Source organism: Flavobacterium sp. B330r (assembly GCF_056824325.1).
Genome location: NZ_CP124860.1, coordinates 5,388,612 through 5,406,950, shown reverse-complemented (window position 1 = coordinate 5,406,950; position 18,339 = coordinate 5,388,612). Strand labels below are relative to the sequence as shown.

Genomic DNA, 18,339 nt, shown 5'->3' with positions numbered 1-18,339 from the left:
AACTAGTTTCTAACACATAGCTATGTGTATTTATAGAAAGTGAAGTTCCAAATGTTTTATCTTTTCAATTAACAATTCACCATTTATAATTTACCATTAATTATGCATTGCATTAAAATGATTTCTCAATTCTTCTGCGCTTGCGTTTAATCTGGTTTCGCTTGTGCCGAAGGTCAATTCCTGTCTGCCTTCTTTTAGTTGTTCGAAGATAGATTCGATAAAACTGCTTACGCTTGGATGTGCGTCGTGAAGACCGATTCCGCCTAAATCTGTGTTTAATGCTGGTGGAATAATTTCGACTACTTCAATATTTTTTTCTTTTAATAAATGACGAAGCGAAAGTGTAAACGATCTAAAAAACGCTTTTGTAGCCGAATAAACTGGAACTTTTGCAAAAGGAGAAAAGGCTAATCCAAAAGTTACATTCATCACTGTTTTTAGCGACGGCAACTGAATAAATAAGGAAGTTAAATGCGAAGGCGCTTCAATATTGGTGCTGATTTCTGCTTTCATACTTTCGTAAAAATCAGCATCAGTAACCGAAACCCAATTCTGAATTCCCGCATTATTGATTAAAACGTTTAAATCAGGATGATTTGCAGCAATCCATTCGTAAAGAGCGATTCGTTCTTGTTCTATAGATAAGTCGCATACTTTTGTTATAACCGTAGGAAATTTTGCTTTTACGTTTTTTAAAACCGATTCTCTTCTTCCGCAAATAATCACGGTATTGTTTTCCTGAATAAATCGTTCGGCAAGTCCAAGTCCGATACCGCTCGCACCGCCAGTTATTAAGATTTTGTTGTTTGATAAATTCATCTTTTCGTTCTTTTAATTTGATGAGACAAAGGTAGGAGCGAAGTAGAGTTGGGGAGTTGTAAATATCAAATGGATGTTTGCGAAATTCAAATCACGAGTGATAAATTCCAAAATTCAAATTCCAAATTCCAAAACGTTGTGTTAAACTTTGTCAAAGTTTCAAACTTTGACAAAGTTCTACGAAACCTGAAACCTGAAACCTGAAACCTGAAACCTGAAACAAAATTTAAGCTCTAAAAGCAATTGGCGTATAAGAAGTTTGTTTTTTAAAGAAATTAGAGAAATGCGCTAATTCTTCAAAACCAAGGGAATAAGCGATTTCCGAGATATTCCAATCGGTTTGTTTTAAAAGTATTTTGGCTTCGTTTGTCAGTCGGTTGCTGATTAATTCTGTCGTGGTTTTTCCGGTGTTTTCCTTTAGAACCTTATTTAAATGATTTACATGAACAGATAATCTTTCGGCAAAATCTTTCGCTGTTCTCAATTCTAATCGCTGATTTGGGGATTCAATTGGGAATTGTCTTTCTAATAATTCAGCAAATAAAGAAGAAACTCTTGCTGCCGAATTGTGTTTAGAATATAAAGCTGTAATAGGCTGTAATTTTTGTCCGAAATGAATTAACTCCGCCACATAATTTCGAATTAAATCATACTTGTAAATATAATCCGAGTTGATTTCTTTTTGTATTTTGTTGAAAATCAAAGCAACTTCTTCAACTTCTTCGTCAGAAAGCTGAAAAATTGGATAACCGTCTGAAGCGAAAATGGGAAGTTCGTCTAGATCAATTCCGCTTTTATTTTTAGATAAAAATTCACTGGTGAAAACGCAAAATTGTCCACCTTGATTGGTGTCTTGTGGTAAATAATTGTACGGAATTTTTGGAGTTGCAAATAGCAATCCCTGTTTTTCGATTTCGATTACTTTATCGGCATATTCCGCTTTGTTGTGACCTCTAATTAAACTTATTTTGTAATACGCTCTGCGGTCATAAGGCATTCCAGGCTTTCCTTTCATACGCTCTAGAAGTTCTTTTATGTCGAAAACATTAAAGTGCCCGATTTCTTTCTGAATGTCGTTTGGCAATAAAGAAGTGGGGTCAACAGTTGAGCCTTCGGTAATATCTTGGTAAAAGGAATCTAGGGATTTCATATTTGTGAATTGCGAAATTCAAATATACGAAAAAATGTTATGCGAATTTTTGCCACAAAGTCGCTAAGTCGCAAAGTTTTTTATGTTGTTGCGGGATTTGATTTGTATTGCGTTCTAATGGTTGAAACCATTAATTGCGTTTTTTGGCATTTGAGAAAATTATTAAAAAAATCTTTGTGCCTTAGTGGCAGAACAATTAAAACAAACTCCCTTGCACGAACTCAGGTTCTGGATTACTTCCAAAAGGAAAAGCATCAATCACAAAAAACTGTTTTACTTTGGGATCAAATTCCCTTAAAACAATTTCATTGCATTCAAATTGAAGATCAATTGTGGTAAAAAGTTCAGAAGCAATTTTCAGATTTTCGGGAGTTAATCTTCGTCCGATTGATAGGTGCGGGTTGTCGCTTTTTTTGAGTTTTAAAAACTTCAAAGTTTCATGAATCTTTTTCATAATCGGAACAAGATTTTTTTCTGAATCTTCATTTACACCAATAAAAAAAGCGCCAGCATTCGGAAAAGAATCAAAGTGATTTAAAGACACTTCAAAAGGCGTAAAAGTATCCGAAACTTTTGAAAGCTTCTGCTTGATAGAATCGAATTGAGACTCGTCAATTATAAACTCACAAATCGTAATATGGGCTTCAGAATTGCAGCTGTTGTACCAATCGATTTTGCTTTTCAAAAAGTCTTTCAATTTTTTAACAGGCTCGACTAATCCTTTAGAATAAAATACAACTGAATATGTTTTTTCCATAGCTGAAAAATGTTTTTACAATTTTAAAATCGGAATTATGATTTTACTGTCAGAATACCATTTTATTTGTAAAGGTTCTTTAGCGTCAGCAATAGTTTCGTCGCTCACATTTTTACCTGTACCGTAATTAATTTCCCAATTCGGATTTTTGTTGGCTCCTAATACAATTACAATTGAGCTTCCCTTTTCTAATTCTTTAGAAATTATAAAAGTTTGCTCAATGTCAATTGTTTCTATTTTATTAGGAGTCAATAACTGTCTTTTGGTTCTATCTTTTGCAAAACTGGCTCTTTGCAAATTATTGGTTAAAGCAAAATATTGACCTTTGGCTGTTTTTTCGTAAAGCTGTATTTCTACATCAATATCTTTTTTGTTGGTGCTTATTTTTAACGACGTTTTTAAGGAACCGCTAATTATAGTTGCATTTTCAAGAGGATCACTTTCAAAAACCAACAGATGTTTTTCTGGTTTAAAAATCGAATCTATAACTTTAGGAAAACCATTTACGTAGTCATCATTGTAGATGTTAATTTCAGATCGATCTGTTAAATCAACCGTTTGGTTAATAGAAACAGCCTTTTTAGGAGCTGTTTTTTGTAAGGAGTATTTCGAATTGCTGCCACTTAAATAAAAAGTTAGGTTATCATTGTGCATTTGGTCTAACGAAGCAACACTTTTCCATTCATTTTTGCCCATAATTTCAAAGTTTACTTTATCCTTCAAAATTTCAGGACGTTTTGCACCTTTCAAAATATGGTCAAACCATTGAAAGATAATAGCATTAATCGGAATATTTGCCGCCTCATCGATTGTGTAGCCTCCTAATTCTTTTCGAGGAGTGCCTTGCGAACCGCCATGATCATATGGCCCGATTATAAGATAATAATTGTCGCTTTTATTATATTTTTGGTACTGATTGTAGTAATACATCGCTCCAAGCTGATCGTCATCATAATAGCCAGTTGTGCTTAAAATAGGAATATTAATATTCGCAAATGCTTCTTTTTGAGGCGTCATATTTTGCCAGTAACTATCATAAGCAGGATGATCCAGCCATCTTTGAAACAAAGGAGAAGCATTGCCTTCAATTTTGTCTAAGGAACGGAAACTCGCTCCGGTTTTATAATATTGCGTAAAAACTTCGTCCCATTTTTTGCTGTTCAAAAAGCTATTGAGATCTGTTAGTTTTGTATTGGTAACCAGATGAATCCATTTTAAGGCATAGGTCATAAAAATTCCGTTTTGCATCGGAAAATCAATTCCTGCACCAACAGAAACTAACGGTACAATTGTCTTTAAAGCAGGATGTACTTTTTTTACAGCGCTCCATTGGCTAAAACCTAAATAACTGCCGCCGTATAATCCGATTTTACCATTGCACCACGTCTGTTTGCTAACCCAGTCCAAAATATGATACGCATCGTCGCCATCGTGTTCATAAGGTTCTATTGGATCATTGCTTAAACGTTTGCCTCGTGTATTGGCAACAAAACCCACATAGCCCATATTTGCAATTTCTTTGCAGTCGCTAACTTCATTTCCTGCATAGATATTATATTTCATTACCACGGGCTGTGGTTCAGATACATTTTTAAGTCTAACCATCGTAGCAGAAATTGTACTTCCGTTGGGCAATGTAATAATGATATCGCGGTCTATTATATAAGTATCGGCTTCGATTTTTGCAATTATTTTATGAGCAAGTGAAAGCGTTTTGCTTAAAATCAAATAGCGAGAATATTGTCGGCACAATTGCGCAGCATTTTCTACACTAATGCTGTCATTATCTTGAACCGCTTTAAGCTGGGTTTCAAAATCGTTTTTAATGTCAGATAGCTTTAATTCATAATACCCTTCGGCCCAACTTTTTCCGTCTACATTTAAAGTATTATATAATCTGTAAAACTCAGTGGTAAAGACTTTTTCAAAATCAGCCTTTGTTTTAGGTTCTTTTGAGGCTGTTTTTGCATACGTTTTGTAAACAAATCCTAGAGGTCTGTTGGCAATACTGTCACCTAAAATTTCCTGCGAATAGGTCACAAAAGTTTCATGCATTCCTTTAAAATCTCCTGCAACAGATTGTATTCTGGCATAATTGTCTAAATAGGAAGCCCTGCTTGGATTTTTATAAAGAGGAAGTGCTTTTTTGGCAAGAAGCGGTATGCTTTTGCTAAGAGACAGACTGTCTTTGTAATTGCTTTTTTCGAAATAGATTTTTTGTGAAGTTCCTATTTGAAAGGAAAAACAAATTAATAAAAGAATGATGCTTTTTTTCATCTTAAGAAACTTACTTTTTGAGGTATTGGTTTAAATTTGTGTTCTCAAAAATAGCATAAATTTCTTATAATCAATAAGTGGATTTTTATTATATTTAGAAAAGAAAAGCGTATGCTAAATCTTTCCTTTTAGATGCAATCTATGCAGAATTTCAGATTTCAATAAACCGCTTCCGCCACCAAAATGCTCAATGACTTCAACATTTGGCTGATTTTTTAAGCAGAAAGAAGTGAATTCTTTTTCGACATGATCTTCAATTGCAGAACTCAAAAGAACAATATCAATGATATTATTCTGAAAGTATTCTTGTGCTTCTTTTTCATTATTAAAAGCTACGGCGTTCCAATTTTCATCTGCATTAACAAGACGAAGTAGAATAGCCAAAATAGCTTCATTTTTTCCTAGTAATAAAAATTGCAGTTGTTTCATTTTTTTGAGGTTCTAAGATTCTAATTATCTAATTAAAAGAATTACATGCAAATGTAGCGAGGGTTTGTGAAAAAGAGACTTAATCTAGGACAAGAAATATTTTTTTTAAGCTTTTTTCGCCCTTTTTATGTATGAATTCGACATTTTATTATGCTAAAATTTAGTTAAAGTATATTTTTGCAATATTTTGCAGTACAATCACTTAAGGTTTTTAATTGTAAATAATATTGTTAATTTTTTCATGCAATGAGGAAAACCGTAAGGTATTCTCTTTTAAGGGCTCTACTTTTGGCATGTTGAAATTTAAAAACAAATGCTGTTTTTTACCTTTTTTAGAATATCATTTTTTAGATTTTAACTAATTCATGTTTTTTGGAGAAACATTTTTTTTGAATTAAATTTTGACATATTCATTTGATCGTGGGTACTTGTATAAAAAGTTTAGATTATACATTAATGTCTTATTTTAAGGGTTTTAAGAGGAAGTCGACGGACTGAATTTTAAAACCCTTATTTTTAGCATATAAATGAAAAGGCGAGAAACCAAAACTGAAGGATATCGGTATTGATTTTAAATTTTTGGGGAGAAAATCCGTAATAGTTTTTGAACGCGGCCGAGAAATGAGAAACGTCTTTATATCCGCATTTATACGCCGCTTCGCTTACCGTAAAGGCTTTGGTTTGAAATAATTCTTTGGCGTGCTCCATTCTAAGTTTAATGATATAGCTTTTTACAGTTGTTCCAAAACAAGCTTTAAAACCTTTTTTTAATTTGAATTCGTTTAGCGAAATAAGTCTGGAAAGTTCAGGAAGAGTAGGTGTGTTGCGATAATCGTTTTCTAGTATTTTTTTTGCTTCTAAAAGTTTGCTGTAATCTTCTTCGTTGATATTTTCTGCTGGTAAAGGCTTGATAATTAATGTTTCGAGCTGATGAATAAGGAGTTCTTTAATTTTGCTTTCGATATAAATTCTTTTTAAAAGACCTTCTCTTGTACAATTTTTTATCTCCGAAGTTACCCACTGAATTGCTGGTGTAAACGGAAGATATTTTGAGATTAAATAACCGGATTGCTTCTGAAGAATATTTTTTGAAAATTTTTCATGCAGCTGCCAATCTTCGTTAATGATGTTATAATAAAACTCTTTAGAAAGAATAATCGAAAGATAGTTTACATTTTTGTGAGCTGGAATTTTAAAGGATCCTTTAAAATTATTGGTGTAAAATATATTGTGTGTATTTTCTTTAGAATACTTTTCACTTTCCAATTGATCAATATGAGTTTCTATGTTACTGCTATAAATAAAATTCATAACAATCGATTCTTCGTCAATTTCAAAAAGAATAGTTTTAGAATTGGAGAAATACAATTGCGTATCCAATAGAACTAATCCGTCGGTTATGAAATGGCGGCTAATTATTTTTTCCGAATGGTCATTTTCAATATTGACATTTTCTTCGGTTAAAACACTTTTTGGATAATATTTATCTCCAATTTGAATTTTAATGATCGGCGTTTGAGAAGTTAGAAGTGTGGCTTTGATTTTCAAAATATAATCCGTTTTTACAAAATAATAATCCGTTTTTCCCTATCTTTTTTGGAGACGTTGATGGTACTTTTGCAGCAAGTTATTTATAATTAGTCTAATTAAAGATATGTCAACTCAAAAAATTTTATTTGCCAGTTTATTTTTTCTAACCACGTTCTTATCATTTTCCCAGCAAAATCAGGGTTTCACAGTGTCTGGAAAAGTTGTTGAAAATTCTGGAGAAACAATTCCGTTTGCAACAGTTATCATCGAAAAAACAGGTTTAAGTGTTATGTCAGATGAAAACGGAAACTATATTTTAAAAAATGTACCATCAGGAAAACATACATTAAAAATCTCAGCAATGGGATTTGCAGTTCAGAAAAAACAGATTGAAGTTTCAGGCAATTTGGATGTTTCAATTAAAATGGAAGGCGAATTGCAGGAGTTAGAAAGTGTAACCGTATTGGGAAGATCTCAAACGGATAAAGTAAATAAACAATCCTATAGTGTAACTGCCATTGATGCTAAAAAACTACACAATTCAACTTTAGACTTATCGCATGCTTTGGATCGTGTTTCTGGTGTGCGTAACCGTGAAGCGGGCGGAGTAGGTTCTAGATCGGAGCTTTCTATAAACGGATTCTCAGGAAATCAGATTAAAGTTTTTATTGATGGAGTTCCGATGGATAATTTCGGTTCTTCTTTTCAAATGAATAATATTCCGATCAATCTTGCTGATCGTGTAGAGGTCTACAAAGGGGTTGTGCCAATTTGGTTAGGAGGAGATGCTTTGGGTGGAGCAATAAATATTGTAACGAATAGTAAGCCAAGAACTTTTGTAGATGCTTCTTATTCCTTCGGATCTTTTAATACACATCGTTCAAGCATCAATGCGGGTTATACAGCAAAAAACGGTTTTACAACAGAGATTAATGCTTTTCAGAACTATTCAGATAATAATTATTGGGTAAATGTAGATGTAGCCGATTTAAATACGGGTGCTTATTTTCCAAATCAGAGAGTGAGACGTTTTCACGATAAATATCGCAACGAAACGGTAATTGTAAATGTTGGGGTAACGGGTAAAAAATATGCCGATAAATTAATGATTGGTTTTACTGGCGGAGAAAATCAAGCAGATATTCAGACTGGTGCAAGAATGGTAAGTGTTTTTGGAAAGATTTACAGAAAAGGAAGCATTGTAATGCCAACTTTAAAATATCAGGTAAAAGATTTATTTACTAAAGGCCTTAATGTAAATGTAACAGGTAATTACAATTTTGGTTACGAACAGAATATTGATACTGTTTTTAGAAGATACAATTGGTTTGGCGATTATAAAGAATATGCTGGAGCAGGAGGAGAAAGAAGCCGAACGCTTCGTAAGTTCTATAACAACAATGGTATAGCAACTGCCAATGCAACTTATATACTTAATGACAGACACTCTTTTATGGTCAATAATACGTTTAATACGTTCGATCGTAAAGAAAGTGACGAGTTGGTTCCTGAATCTTTGGTTTATAAACAGCCTAAAAAAACGCAGAAAAATGTTTTAGGATTAGGGTATAAATTGGATTACAATGATAAATGGAGTACTTCTGTATTCTTAAAAGATTATTCTTTAAAAACTACTTATTCAAGAAGTTACAACCCTTCGGGAGCTACAGGAGATATTGCTTATCAGAAATATGTAGACCATACTTCTACAACGGGTTACGGAGCGGCTACGAGTTATTATTTAAAACGTAATCTGCAGATTAAAGCTTCTTATGAAAAGACGTATAGATTGCCAAGTCCAGAGGAAATCTTTGGTAATGTCAATGACAACTTAGAAGGAAATCTTGCTTTGAAACCGGAATCGAGCAACAATTATAATGTAGGAGCAAGTTATCAGACGAGTTTTAGCGAAAAGAATGCTTTATCATTTGATGTAAATCTTTTGCATAGAAATGCAGTAGACTTTATTCGTCCGACATTGAATAATAACCAAACCATGACGACAAATGTCAATCAAGGAAAAGTGACGAATTATGGTATCGATGGTGAGGTAAGATATTCGTACGGAAATCGTTTTACGGCTGGTTTCAATGCTACATACCAGAACATTAGAAACAAAACAATGTACGAACCGAACCAGAACTATGTGTCTCCTTTCTATAATGACAGGATTCCGAATATGCCTTATTTATTTGGTAATGCAGATGCGACAATGTTCTTTAATAATGTTTGGAAAAAAGGAAACAATCTTTCTGTTGGTTACAACTTGCTTTATGTGCATACGTACTATTTGTCTTGGCCAAGTATGGGAAGCAAAGACAGTAAATTGGAAATTCCGCAGCAGTTTAGCCATGATTTGAATGCCGTTTATACGATGGCAAACGGAAAATACAATATTGCTTTTGAATGCAAAAACCTTTTAGATAATAAGCTTTACGATAATTTCTCTTTACAAAAACCAAGTAGAGCTTTTTATATCAAGTTGAGATATTACTTCAGTAAATCAAATAATTAAATTTAATACAAACACCATAATACAATGAAAAAAAGTACAACACTAGCGTTATTATCAGCTGTTTTAGCTTTTACAGCATTTTCTTGCAGCAGTGATTCTGATAAATCAGGAGGTGAAACTGGCGGAGGAAACGATACAGGAAAAACGAAATATATTATTACTGCAACAACTGGTGCAGCAGGAATTGCAGATTATTTATTAACTGCAGACGATGTTTCTGCTGGAGTTATCACAACTACAGGAAACGGATTGGAGCAAGACGGAACATACCGTTATTATATTACAGCACAAAACAATTTCTTTAGTTTGCTTTACGGACAAGGAAACCCAGGAGCTGTTACTACTTATAACTTAAATGCTGAAGGAAAACTAGTTAAGAAATCTGATTTTCAGGCGGAAACAGTACACGTATTTGCTGCTGTTAACCAAGATATCTTAACAATTAAAGTTCCAAGAAGTGGTGCTTCTATTGCTTCTATGTACAAAATTGATGCTACAAAATCGCTTATTACTGGTGAAGCGCAACAAGACACTAAAGTATTGGCTAAAAATGGGGAAAGAGCTTTCTTTACTTGGGCAACTCAAGTTGGAGATAAAGTGTACATGCCTTATATGAGTATTAAAGGAGACGGTGTAGACAACTTTGGAACTGCAAATCCAGATAGTACTTGGGTTGCTGTTTACAACTATCCAGAATTGAAGTTAGAAAAAGTAATCAAAGATAACCGTACAAGTTATTTAGGAGCTTATTTTACAAACGGATTATTCCAAGATGAAAATGGAGATGCTTACGGTTTCTCTGGAGCGATTGCTACAAGCAATGCTGTAATGACTTCTACAAAACCGTCTGCGGTTGTGAGAATCAAAAAAGGAACTACCGAGTTTGATCAATCGTACTTCTTTAATGTTCAAGAAAAATCTGGAGGATATAAAATTTCTTCTACAAGCTACATTTCAAAAGGTAAATTCTTATTGTTAATGTACGGAAATGTTGGAAAAAACAACGGTGCAGTTAAAATGGCAATTGCCGATGTTTACAACCAAACATTTACTTGGGTAACAGGTGCTCCAGAAACATTAACTTCTGTAACTAGCCGTTACAATATTACTTCAGAAGATGGAAGCTCTGCAATTGTAGGTATTAATACTCCTGACGGAAACTGGATTTATTCAATCAACGGTACAAGTGCTGTTGCAACAAAAGGTATGAAAGTTGAAGGCGGACAAATTACTGCAATCCAAAAATTAAAATACTAATATTTTTTTGCCGTAAGTCCTTATTTTATGAGGACTTGCGGTTTTTTTATTTATCCTATTTATCTATCCAATTATGTTTTCTTCTTCAAAACCAAATAATAAGAAAAAAAGTAAAAAGTCGCTTTTTAAGCGCATCATGGCTTGGCTGCATTTGTGGCTCGGTTTAGCATCTGGAATTATTGTAGTTATTGTCAGTCTTACCGGCTGCATTTATGTTTTCGAAAATGAAATAAAAGATTTTATTGAAGACTGGCGTTTTGTAAAACCTCAGAAGGAAGCATTTTTGCTGCCATCGCAATTGGTTTCGATTGCAGATAAAAAAATGAAAGATAAAAAAGCTACCAGTGTAACTTTTGGTGCAAAAGATGAAGCTGCGATTGTAGGTTATTTTGTAGAGAAAAAAGAAGAAGGTGAAAGAGGAGGTCGTGGTGAAAAAGGAGAACAAAAAAGAGGCGAAAGAAAAAAAGAGCTAGCTCAAAATAATGAAAAGGCAAAATCTGAACTGAAACCTCAAGGAAAACCTGGAGAAAAAGGAAAAGGAAAGGAAAAGAAGGGTAAAGGAGGAAGAAGACAAGGAACTTTTATAAGCGTTTATATGAATCCGTATACGGGTGAAGTATTAAATGTGAAGACTTTTTCTAGAGGAGATTCACCAGATTTTTTCAGATGGATTTTAAACGGACACCGCGCACTATGGCTTCCTTATGATATTGGAAGACCGATTGTTGGAGTTGCGGTTTTAATTTTCGTGGTATTATTAATTTCGGGAATCGTTTTATGGTGGCCAACCAAATGGATTAAATCCATTATAGATAAAAGTTTTAAAATTAAATGGGATGCCAGCTTTAAACGTGTTAATTATGACATGCATAATGTATTTGGTTTTTACAGCTGTATCTTCCTGTTTTTTATTGCCGTAACAGGCTTAGTATGGAGTTTTGGATGGTGGAGTAAATCTTTGTATTGGGTAACTTCTGGAGGAAAACCGCTGACTGAAAACCGCGAATCTCCAAAATCTGATACAACCAATGTAAAAGAGTTCAATATCACAACAGCTGATAAAGTTTTATTGAATTTAAGAAAAGAAAATCCTCAGGCAGCCGGAATTATGATTAGTATTCCAGGAAAACCTGCAGATCCGATTGGTGCTTTTGTTTACAAACAGAAACACACTTTTTATAACATGGATCGTTATAGTTTTGATCAGCAAAGCCTGAAGGAAATTTCGATTAAAACTCCTTTTTCAGGAAAGTATATCGAAGCCAATATTCCAGACAAAATCCGACGTATGAATTACGATATTCACGTAGGAAGCGTTCTTGGACTTACGGGTAAAATTATTGCATTTTTGGCCAGTTTAATTTCTGCCAGCTTACCCATTACAGGATTTATTATCTGGTGGGGAAAACAGAAGTTTGGTAAAAAGAAACCTGCTGCAAAACCAAAAGTGGCTAGTAAAGCAATTCCCGCTCCTAAATTGAAAAATCAAGCAGAACAAGAAATTACTGCTTAAACATATTAAATCGGTTTTTATAATTCCTTTTTTGTTTTTTTTTTTGATAAAAGGCAAAACTTGTAAAAGTTTTGCCTTTCTGTTTTTTAATTATATCCGTTTGCTTTGAGCCATTCAGCACAATCTCTAGTCCAGAATTTGTTTGTATCACTTATGCCTAATCCAAATCCGTGACCGCCTTTTTCATAGATATGCAACTCTGCTGAAACGCCATTTTTCTTTAAAGCCAAATAGTAATTAATACTGTTTTCTGGTATAACAACTGTATCATCTGTAGCATGAATTAAGAAAGTGGGAGGCGTTTGAGAAGTCACTTTCTTTTCGTTCGAAAAAGAATCTATTAGCTCTTTTGAAGGATTTTCTCCTAGCAAATTGGTTTGAGAACCTTTGTGCGTAATTTCATTTTCCATAGAAATCACAGGATAAATCAGCAGTGAAAAATCAGGGCGTGCGCTTACTTTATAAGCAGATTCATAAACTTTATCATCATAATGAGTTGATGCCGTTGAAGCCAAATGTCCTCCAGCAGAAAAACCTAAAATTCCAACCTTATTAGGATCAATATTCCATTTTGCCGCATTTTGTCTTACGTAGCGAATGGCTTCCTGAGCATCTTGCAAAGGTCCAACGTTTTTGTTCTTCATTGTTAAATCAGTCGGCATTCTATATTTTAAGACAAATGCCGTAATCCCTAAGCTATTAAACCATTCAGCGACTTTTGTGCCTTCTTTATCAAAAGCCAAATGCGTGTAGCCGCCACCCGGACAAATTACAACAGCAGTCTGATTTGGTTTTGTTGTTTTCGGAATAAAAATGCTCAAAGTAGGAACAGAGACTTGACTTGTGCTTTGTAATTTTCCGTCTTTTAATTCTGGTTTCTCTTTATAATTGGTTGCTTTTACTTCATCTGGAATTTTATCCCATAACGAGATTACTTGATTTTGTGCATTCATAGAAAATAGCCCCGAAAAAAGAAGAAAACTCAATGTAATTCCTCTTGAAAATTGTGTTCTTGTAGTTTTCAATTTTGTTTATAATTATTTGGTTTGTAATACTATACGTTTTTGCTTAAAAAATTGCAACCGATAGTCTTAATGAAGTGAAATTTACAAAAAGATACTTTCATAATTGTAAATTTCAAGACAATTTTACCCCTTAAAAAGGATGAATTTCACCCGTTCACTTTTAACAAATATATTGTTTAATGTGTAATTTTGTATTCTTTTTTTTATGTATTATGTTTATTTTAGAAGCTAAAATAATTTTTTATACAATATTATTTGGATTGTACAGATTAAAAACTATATTTGTGCAATCGATTACATTAATTTTCTTTGAAGGTGTTAATTTATTGATTTTAATATTTTTAGAAAGCAGTAAATATAGTCTTTTAAGATGACCAAAAATTACAAAACTATAATACCCACTTACTATGAATCAAACCGAAACTGTTGCAGTAAAACAAAGCATTAAATCTACAGGAAAATACCGTTGGAGTATTTGTGCATTGCTGTTTTTTGCGACTACCATCAATTACTTGGATAGGCAAGTACTCTCGTTAACATGGAGCGATTTTATCGCGCCAGAATTCCACTGGACCAATAACGACTACGGAAATATTACCGCTTTGTTTTCTATTTTTTACGCAGTATCCTTATTGTTTGCAGGAAGATTTGTAGATTGGTTAGATACTAAAAAAGGATTTCTTTGGGCAATCGGAATTTGGTCTGTAGGAGCTTGTCTTCACGCTTTTTGCGGTATTGCAACTTCAGGAATTATTACAGGAGAATGGTTTGTAGGGTTTCACGGTTCAAAAGAAATAATCAGCACAATAAGCGATACAGCATTGGTAATCAATGTAAGTGTGGCTTTATTTATTTTTGCTCGTTTCGTTTTAGCAGTTGGAGAAGCAGGTAACTTTCCTGCGGCTATTAAAACAACAGCAGAATATTTTCCTAAAAAAGATAGAGCTTTTGCAACTAGTATTTTCAATGCTGGGGCAACAGTTGGAGCTTTGGCGGCGCCCATTACAATTCCGTTTATTGCAAAATCTTTCGGTTGGGAAATGTCTTTCATTATCATTGGAGCTTTAGGATTTGTTTGGATGGGATTCTGGATGTTTATGTACGATAAACCTGAGAAACATACTAAAGTTACGCCAGAAGAATTGGCTTATATTCAGCAAGATGACATTGCCGACAGTAAATTAGTTGGTTATGTACCAGAAACGACTTCAAAAGTTTCTTTAATGGAATGTTTTAAATACAAACAAACGTGGGCTTTTGCATTTGGTAAATTCATGACAGACGGTGTTTGGTGGTTCTTCTTGTTCTGGACACCAGCGTATTTAAGTTCTGTTTACGGAATGGATTCTACAGAAGCTGCATTACCATTATTTGTGCTTTACATGATTACATTATTGTCTATTATTGGAGGTTGGCTTCCAACTTATTTCGTAGAGAAAAAAGGAATGAATCCGTACGAAGGAAGAATGAGAGCGATGCTAATTTTTGCATTTTTTCCATTGTTAGCTTTAATCGCACAGCCATTAGGATATATTAGTTACTGGGTTCCGGTAATTATCATCGGAATTGCAGGTGCGGCTCACCAATCTTGGTCGGCAAATATTTTTACAACAGTAGGAGATATGTTTCCTAAAAAAGCCATTGCAACCATTACCGGAATTGGAGGTTTAGCAGGTGGTGTGGGCTCAACATTAATTAATAAAGGATCTGGAGTATTATTTGATTATGCAAAAGATACCAATATGGCCTTTATGGGATTCAAAGGGATTGAGGCTGGATATTTCATCATTTTCTCCATTTGTGCTGTTTGCTACTTAACGGGTTGGATTGTAATGAAATCATTGGTTCCTAAATATAGCCCAATCACTAATTTATAAAGAAAAATGAACAGAATTGAAATATTTTTTTCGTTTCAATTATGCTATTTAAATATAAAAATATAATTTTGTGCAATCGATTACATTAAATTAAAATTATGACAAAATATAGTTCAAGATACGCGTCAAGCCCTGAAGCAGTAAAAAAGTATGATACACAGCAATTGAGAGAAGAATTCTTAATTGATGACTTAATGCAGGAAGATGAAGTTGTATTGGTTTATTCACACTACGACAGATACATTGCAGGTTCTGCAGTTCCTGTAAAAGGCGATTTAGCTTTAGAAACTATTGATCCGCTTAAAGCTCCTTATTTTTTAGAAAGAAGAGAATTAGGAATCATCAATGTTGGAGGAAGCGGTTCGGTTGTGGTAGAAGGAACAACTTATGAGTTAGGTTTTAAAGATGCTTTGTACATCGGAGCTGGAAATAAAGAGGTGGTTTTTAAAAGTGATGACAAAAATAATCCTGCTAAATTCTATTTAAACTCTGCGCCGGCACATACCATTTATCCTACTAAGAAAGTAAGTTTAGCTGAAGCTAATAAACTGCAATTAGGAACAATGGAAACGGCAAATCACCGTACCGTAAACCAAATGATTATTGGAAGCGTGGTAACCACTTGCCAATTGCAAATGGGAATGACAGAATTGAAACCAGGAAGTGTTTGGAATACAATGCCAGCACACGTTCATGATCGTAGAATGGAGGTTTATTTCTATTTGGATATTCCAGAAAATCAAGCCGTTTGTCACTTTATGGGACAGCCACAGGAAACAAGACATATCTGGATGAACAATCATCAGGCAGTAATTTCTCCGCCTTGGTCTATTCACTCAGGTTCAGGAACTAGTAATTACACTTTTATCTGGGGAATGGCTGGTGAGAACTTAGATTACGGAGATATGGATGTTTGTAAAATCACTGATTTAAGATAAGAGAATGACAAATTTATTTGATATAAAAGGAAAAGTTGCCTTGATCACGGGAAGTACACACGGACTGGGAATGGCAATGGCAAAAGGATTAGGTGAAGCAGGAGCAACAATTGTGGTTAATGGAAATTCTTCTCAAGAAAAAATTGACAATGCTGTAGCAGAATTAAAAAGTGAAGGTATCAATGCAGTGGGTTACAAATTTAATGTAACCGAAGAGCAAGAAGTTAAAGCAGCTGTTGCGAAAATTGAAAGCGAAGTTGGACCAATCGATATTTTAATCAATAATGCAGGAATTATTAAAAGAATTCCGCTATTGGATATGGAAGTATCAGATTTCAGAGAAGTGGTAGATATTGATCTTGTAAGTCCGTTTATCGTTTCTAAACATGTTGCAAAAGGAATGATTGAAAGAAGACAAGGGAAAATCATCAACATTTGTTCTATGATGAGCGAGTTGGGTAGAAATACCGTTTCTGCTTACGCTGCTGCAAAAGGAGGCTTGAAAATGCTAACTAAAAACATGGCAACAGAATGGGCTAAGTACAATGTTCAAATCAACGGAATTGGTCCTGGATATTTTGCTACAGAACAAACAAAACCGATTAGAGTTGACGGACACCCTTTTAATGATTTTATCATTAGCAGAACGCCGGCAGCTAAATGGGGAGATCCAAGCGACTTGGCTGGAGCAGCGATATTTTTATCATCAAAAGCGAGTGATTTTGTAAACGGTCACATTTTATATGTTGATGGAGGAATCCTTGCAACAATCGGAAAACCTTCAAACGAAGAATAATTTTCAAATTATATTTTAAAAGACATGAGCCAGAAATTCATACACGATAATTTTTTATTAGAAAATAAATATGCTGAAGAGTTGTACCACAATTACTCTAAAAATCAGCCTATTATTGACTATCATAATCACTTAAATCCACAGTTTATTGCTGAAGATAAAATCTTTGATAATATCACGCAAGTTTGGATTAACGGTGACCACTACAAATGGCGTGCAATGCGTACATTGGGAATCAACGAGCAGTTTGTAACTGGAAATGGATCTGATAAAGATAAGTTCTTAAACTGGGGAAAAACGGTTCCGTATACTATGCGTAACCCATTGTATCACTGGACACATTTAGAATTGGCTCGTTATTTTGATATTTATGATTTGTTGAATGAGAAATCGGCTGAGAAAATCTATATCGAAACTTCAGAAAAAATAAATTCTCAAGCTTACAGCACACAAAACCTTCTTAAAAAAGTAAATGCTGAATTAGTTTGTACAACAGAAGATCCAATTGATTCGTTAGAATTTCACCAAAAATTCGCCAACAATTCAACTGGAATCAAGATGAGTACGGCTTTCAGACCTGATAAAGCCATCTTAATTGCTAATGATGGATATAATGCATATCTGGACACATTAGGGGATGTGTCCGGAGTTGCAATTAACACTTATGCTGATTTACTTTCTGCATTAAGAAAAAGAATTGAATTCTTTAATGCAAACGGATGTAAATTGAGCGATCACGGATTGAATCAAATTGATTTTGAGAATTTTACGGAAAGTGAAGTAAATGCTATTTTCAAAAAGAAAAGAGAAAATGGCCAATTGTCTCCAGAAGAAGTTTTGAAATTCCATAGTGCTATTTTGGTTTTCTTATCAGAAACTTATCATGAGTTTGGATGGGTGCAACAATTTCACTTAGGAGCGTTGCGTAACAATAACGCACGTATGCATAGAATTTTGGGTCCAGATACAGGATGGGATTCTATTGGAGATTATCCGCAAGCGCAAAAATTATCAGCTTTCTTAAACGCTTTAGACAGTAAAGATAAATTGACTAAAACGATTATTTATAACCTGAATCCTGCTGATAACGAAGTTATGGCAACGATGATTGGAAACTTTAACGACGGAAGCGTTCGCGGAAAAGTACAATTTGGTTCTGGATGGTGGTTTTTAGATCAGAAAGATGGAATGACAAAACAATTGAACGCACTTTCAAACATGGGCTTAATTAGCTGTTTTGTTGGAATGCTTACAGATTCAAGAAGTTTCTTATCGTTCCCAAGACACGAATATTTCAGACGTATCTTGTGTAACCTTTTGGGAGACGAAATCAAAAGAGGAGAGCTTCCAAATGATATGGAATGGATTGGAAAATTAGTTTCTGATATTTCATACAACAATGCTAAAGAATATTTTAAGTTTTAAATAAAGTCTAACCGCAAGGTTCGCAAAGATT

The 18,339-nt window shown here is 34.0% G+C and carries 14 protein-coding genes; 7 read left to right on the top strand and 7 right to left on the bottom strand.

The window, feature by feature from the left end:
* Positions 1–96: 96 nt before the first annotated feature.
* The 6 genes from QLQ95_RS23655 to QLQ95_RS23630 form a co-directional block, all read right to left on the bottom strand.
* Complete coding sequence (locus QLQ95_RS23655) at positions 97–819, bottom strand: SDR family oxidoreductase (RefSeq protein WP_482501957.1); 723 nt, start codon at positions 817–819, stop codon at positions 97–99.
* A gap of 226 nt (positions 820–1,045) precedes the next feature.
* The gene (locus QLQ95_RS23650; protein ID WP_320495820.1) at positions 1,046–1,969 is read right to left on the bottom strand and encodes a helix-turn-helix domain-containing protein; all 924 of its coding nucleotides are present in this window, start codon (positions 1,967–1,969) and stop codon (positions 1,046–1,048) included.
* 196 nt (positions 1,970–2,165) lie between these two features.
* Complete coding sequence (locus QLQ95_RS23645) at positions 2,166–2,726, bottom strand: 2'-5' RNA ligase family protein (RefSeq protein ID WP_482501956.1); 561 nt, start codon at positions 2,724–2,726, stop codon at positions 2,166–2,168.
* Between the two features lie 15 nt (positions 2,727–2,741).
* A complete protein-coding gene (locus QLQ95_RS23640; protein ID WP_482501955.1) occupies positions 2,742–5,003 on the bottom strand; it encodes a CocE/NonD family hydrolase in 2,262 nt (753 codons plus the stop codon).
* Between the two features lie 114 nt (positions 5,004–5,117).
* Entirely contained in the window at positions 5,118–5,432 is a 315-nt protein-coding gene (locus QLQ95_RS23635) for a hypothetical protein (protein ID WP_095930805.1), read from the bottom strand.
* Between the two features lie 516 nt (positions 5,433–5,948).
* Entirely contained in the window at positions 5,949–6,980 is a 1,032-nt protein-coding gene (locus QLQ95_RS23630; protein WP_482501954.1) for a helix-turn-helix domain-containing protein, read from the bottom strand.
* 190 nt (positions 6,981–7,170) lie between these two features.
* On the opposite strand from QLQ95_RS23630, the gene QLQ95_RS23625 reads away from it, so the two are divergent.
* The 3 genes from QLQ95_RS23625 to QLQ95_RS23615 all read left to right on the top strand — a co-directional run bounded on the left by QLQ95_RS23625 (position 7,171) and on the right by QLQ95_RS23615 (position 12,247).
* On the top strand, positions 7,171–9,477 hold the full coding sequence (locus QLQ95_RS23625; protein ID WP_482501953.1) for a TonB-dependent receptor: 2,307 nt from the start codon (positions 7,171–7,173) through the stop codon (positions 9,475–9,477).
* Positions 9,478–9,501: 24 nt separating this feature from the next.
* A complete protein-coding gene (locus QLQ95_RS23620) occupies positions 9,502–10,734 on the top strand; it encodes a DUF4374 domain-containing protein (protein ID WP_427874295.1) in 1,233 nt (410 codons plus the stop codon).
* Between the two features lie 73 nt (positions 10,735–10,807).
* Positions 10,808–12,247, top strand: coding sequence for a PepSY-associated TM helix domain-containing protein (locus QLQ95_RS23615; protein WP_482501952.1), 1,440 nt, complete (start codon positions 10,808–10,810; stop codon positions 12,245–12,247).
* An 86-nt stretch (positions 12,248–12,333) separates the two neighbouring features.
* On the opposite strand, the gene QLQ95_RS23610 is transcribed toward QLQ95_RS23615, so the two are convergent.
* Complete coding sequence (locus QLQ95_RS23610; protein WP_482501951.1) at positions 12,334–13,272, bottom strand: alpha/beta hydrolase; 939 nt, start codon at positions 13,270–13,272, stop codon at positions 12,334–12,336.
* Between the two features lie 407 nt (positions 13,273–13,679).
* Between QLQ95_RS23610 and QLQ95_RS23605 the strand changes: the two genes are divergently transcribed.
* The 4 genes from QLQ95_RS23605 (at position 13,680) to uxaC (ending at position 18,308) form a co-directional block, all read left to right on the top strand.
* Complete coding sequence (locus tag QLQ95_RS23605) at positions 13,680–15,149, top strand: MFS transporter (protein ID WP_095930799.1); 1,470 nt, start codon at positions 13,680–13,682, stop codon at positions 15,147–15,149.
* A gap of 98 nt (positions 15,150–15,247) precedes the next feature.
* The gene (gene kduI, locus QLQ95_RS23600; protein WP_095930798.1) at positions 15,248–16,087 is read left to right on the top strand and encodes a 5-dehydro-4-deoxy-D-glucuronate isomerase; all 840 of its coding nucleotides are present in this window, start codon (positions 15,248–15,250) and stop codon (positions 16,085–16,087) included.
* Between the two features lie 4 nt (positions 16,088–16,091).
* On the top strand, positions 16,092–16,883 hold the full coding sequence (locus tag QLQ95_RS23595) for a gluconate 5-dehydrogenase (protein ID WP_095930797.1): 792 nt from the start codon (positions 16,092–16,094) through the stop codon (positions 16,881–16,883).
* A 24-nt stretch (positions 16,884–16,907) separates the two neighbouring features.
* The gene (uxaC, locus tag QLQ95_RS23590; protein ID WP_428238525.1) at positions 16,908–18,308 is read left to right on the top strand and encodes a glucuronate isomerase; all 1,401 of its coding nucleotides are present in this window, start codon (positions 16,908–16,910) and stop codon (positions 18,306–18,308) included.
* Positions 18,309–18,339 lie beyond the last annotated feature (31 nt).

What these genes read in the sequence shown, in the direction of transcription:
- QLQ95_RS23650 (WP_320495820.1), bottom strand. Translation starts at nt 1,969, where the DNA reads ATGAAATCCCTAGATTCCTTTTACCAAGATATTACCGAAGGCTCAACT.
- uxaC (WP_428238525.1), top strand. Translation starts at nt 16,908, where the DNA reads ATGAGCCAGAAATTCATACACGATAATTTTTTATTAGAAAATAAATAT.
- QLQ95_RS23655 (WP_482501957.1), bottom strand. Translation starts at nt 819, where the DNA reads ATGAATTTATCAAACAACAAAATCTTAATAACTGGCGGTGCGAGCGGT.
- QLQ95_RS23640 (WP_482501955.1), bottom strand. Translation starts at nt 5,003, where the DNA reads ATGAAAAAAAGCATCATTCTTTTATTAATTTGTTTTTCCTTTCAAATA.
- QLQ95_RS23595 (WP_095930797.1), top strand. Translation starts at nt 16,092, where the DNA reads ATGACAAATTTATTTGATATAAAAGGAAAAGTTGCCTTGATCACGGGA.
- QLQ95_RS23620 (WP_427874295.1), top strand. Translation starts at nt 9,502, where the DNA reads ATGAAAAAAAGTACAACACTAGCGTTATTATCAGCTGTTTTAGCTTTT.
- kduI (WP_095930798.1), top strand. Translation starts at nt 15,248, where the DNA reads ATGACAAAATATAGTTCAAGATACGCGTCAAGCCCTGAAGCAGTAAAA.
- QLQ95_RS23635 (WP_095930805.1), bottom strand. Translation starts at nt 5,432, where the DNA reads ATGAAACAACTGCAATTTTTATTACTAGGAAAAAATGAAGCTATTTTG.
- QLQ95_RS23615 (WP_482501952.1), top strand. Translation starts at nt 10,808, where the DNA reads ATGTTTTCTTCTTCAAAACCAAATAATAAGAAAAAAAGTAAAAAGTCG.
- QLQ95_RS23605 (WP_095930799.1), top strand. Translation starts at nt 13,680, where the DNA reads ATGAATCAAACCGAAACTGTTGCAGTAAAACAAAGCATTAAATCTACA.
- QLQ95_RS23645 (WP_482501956.1), bottom strand. Translation starts at nt 2,726, where the DNA reads ATGGAAAAAACATATTCAGTTGTATTTTATTCTAAAGGATTAGTCGAG.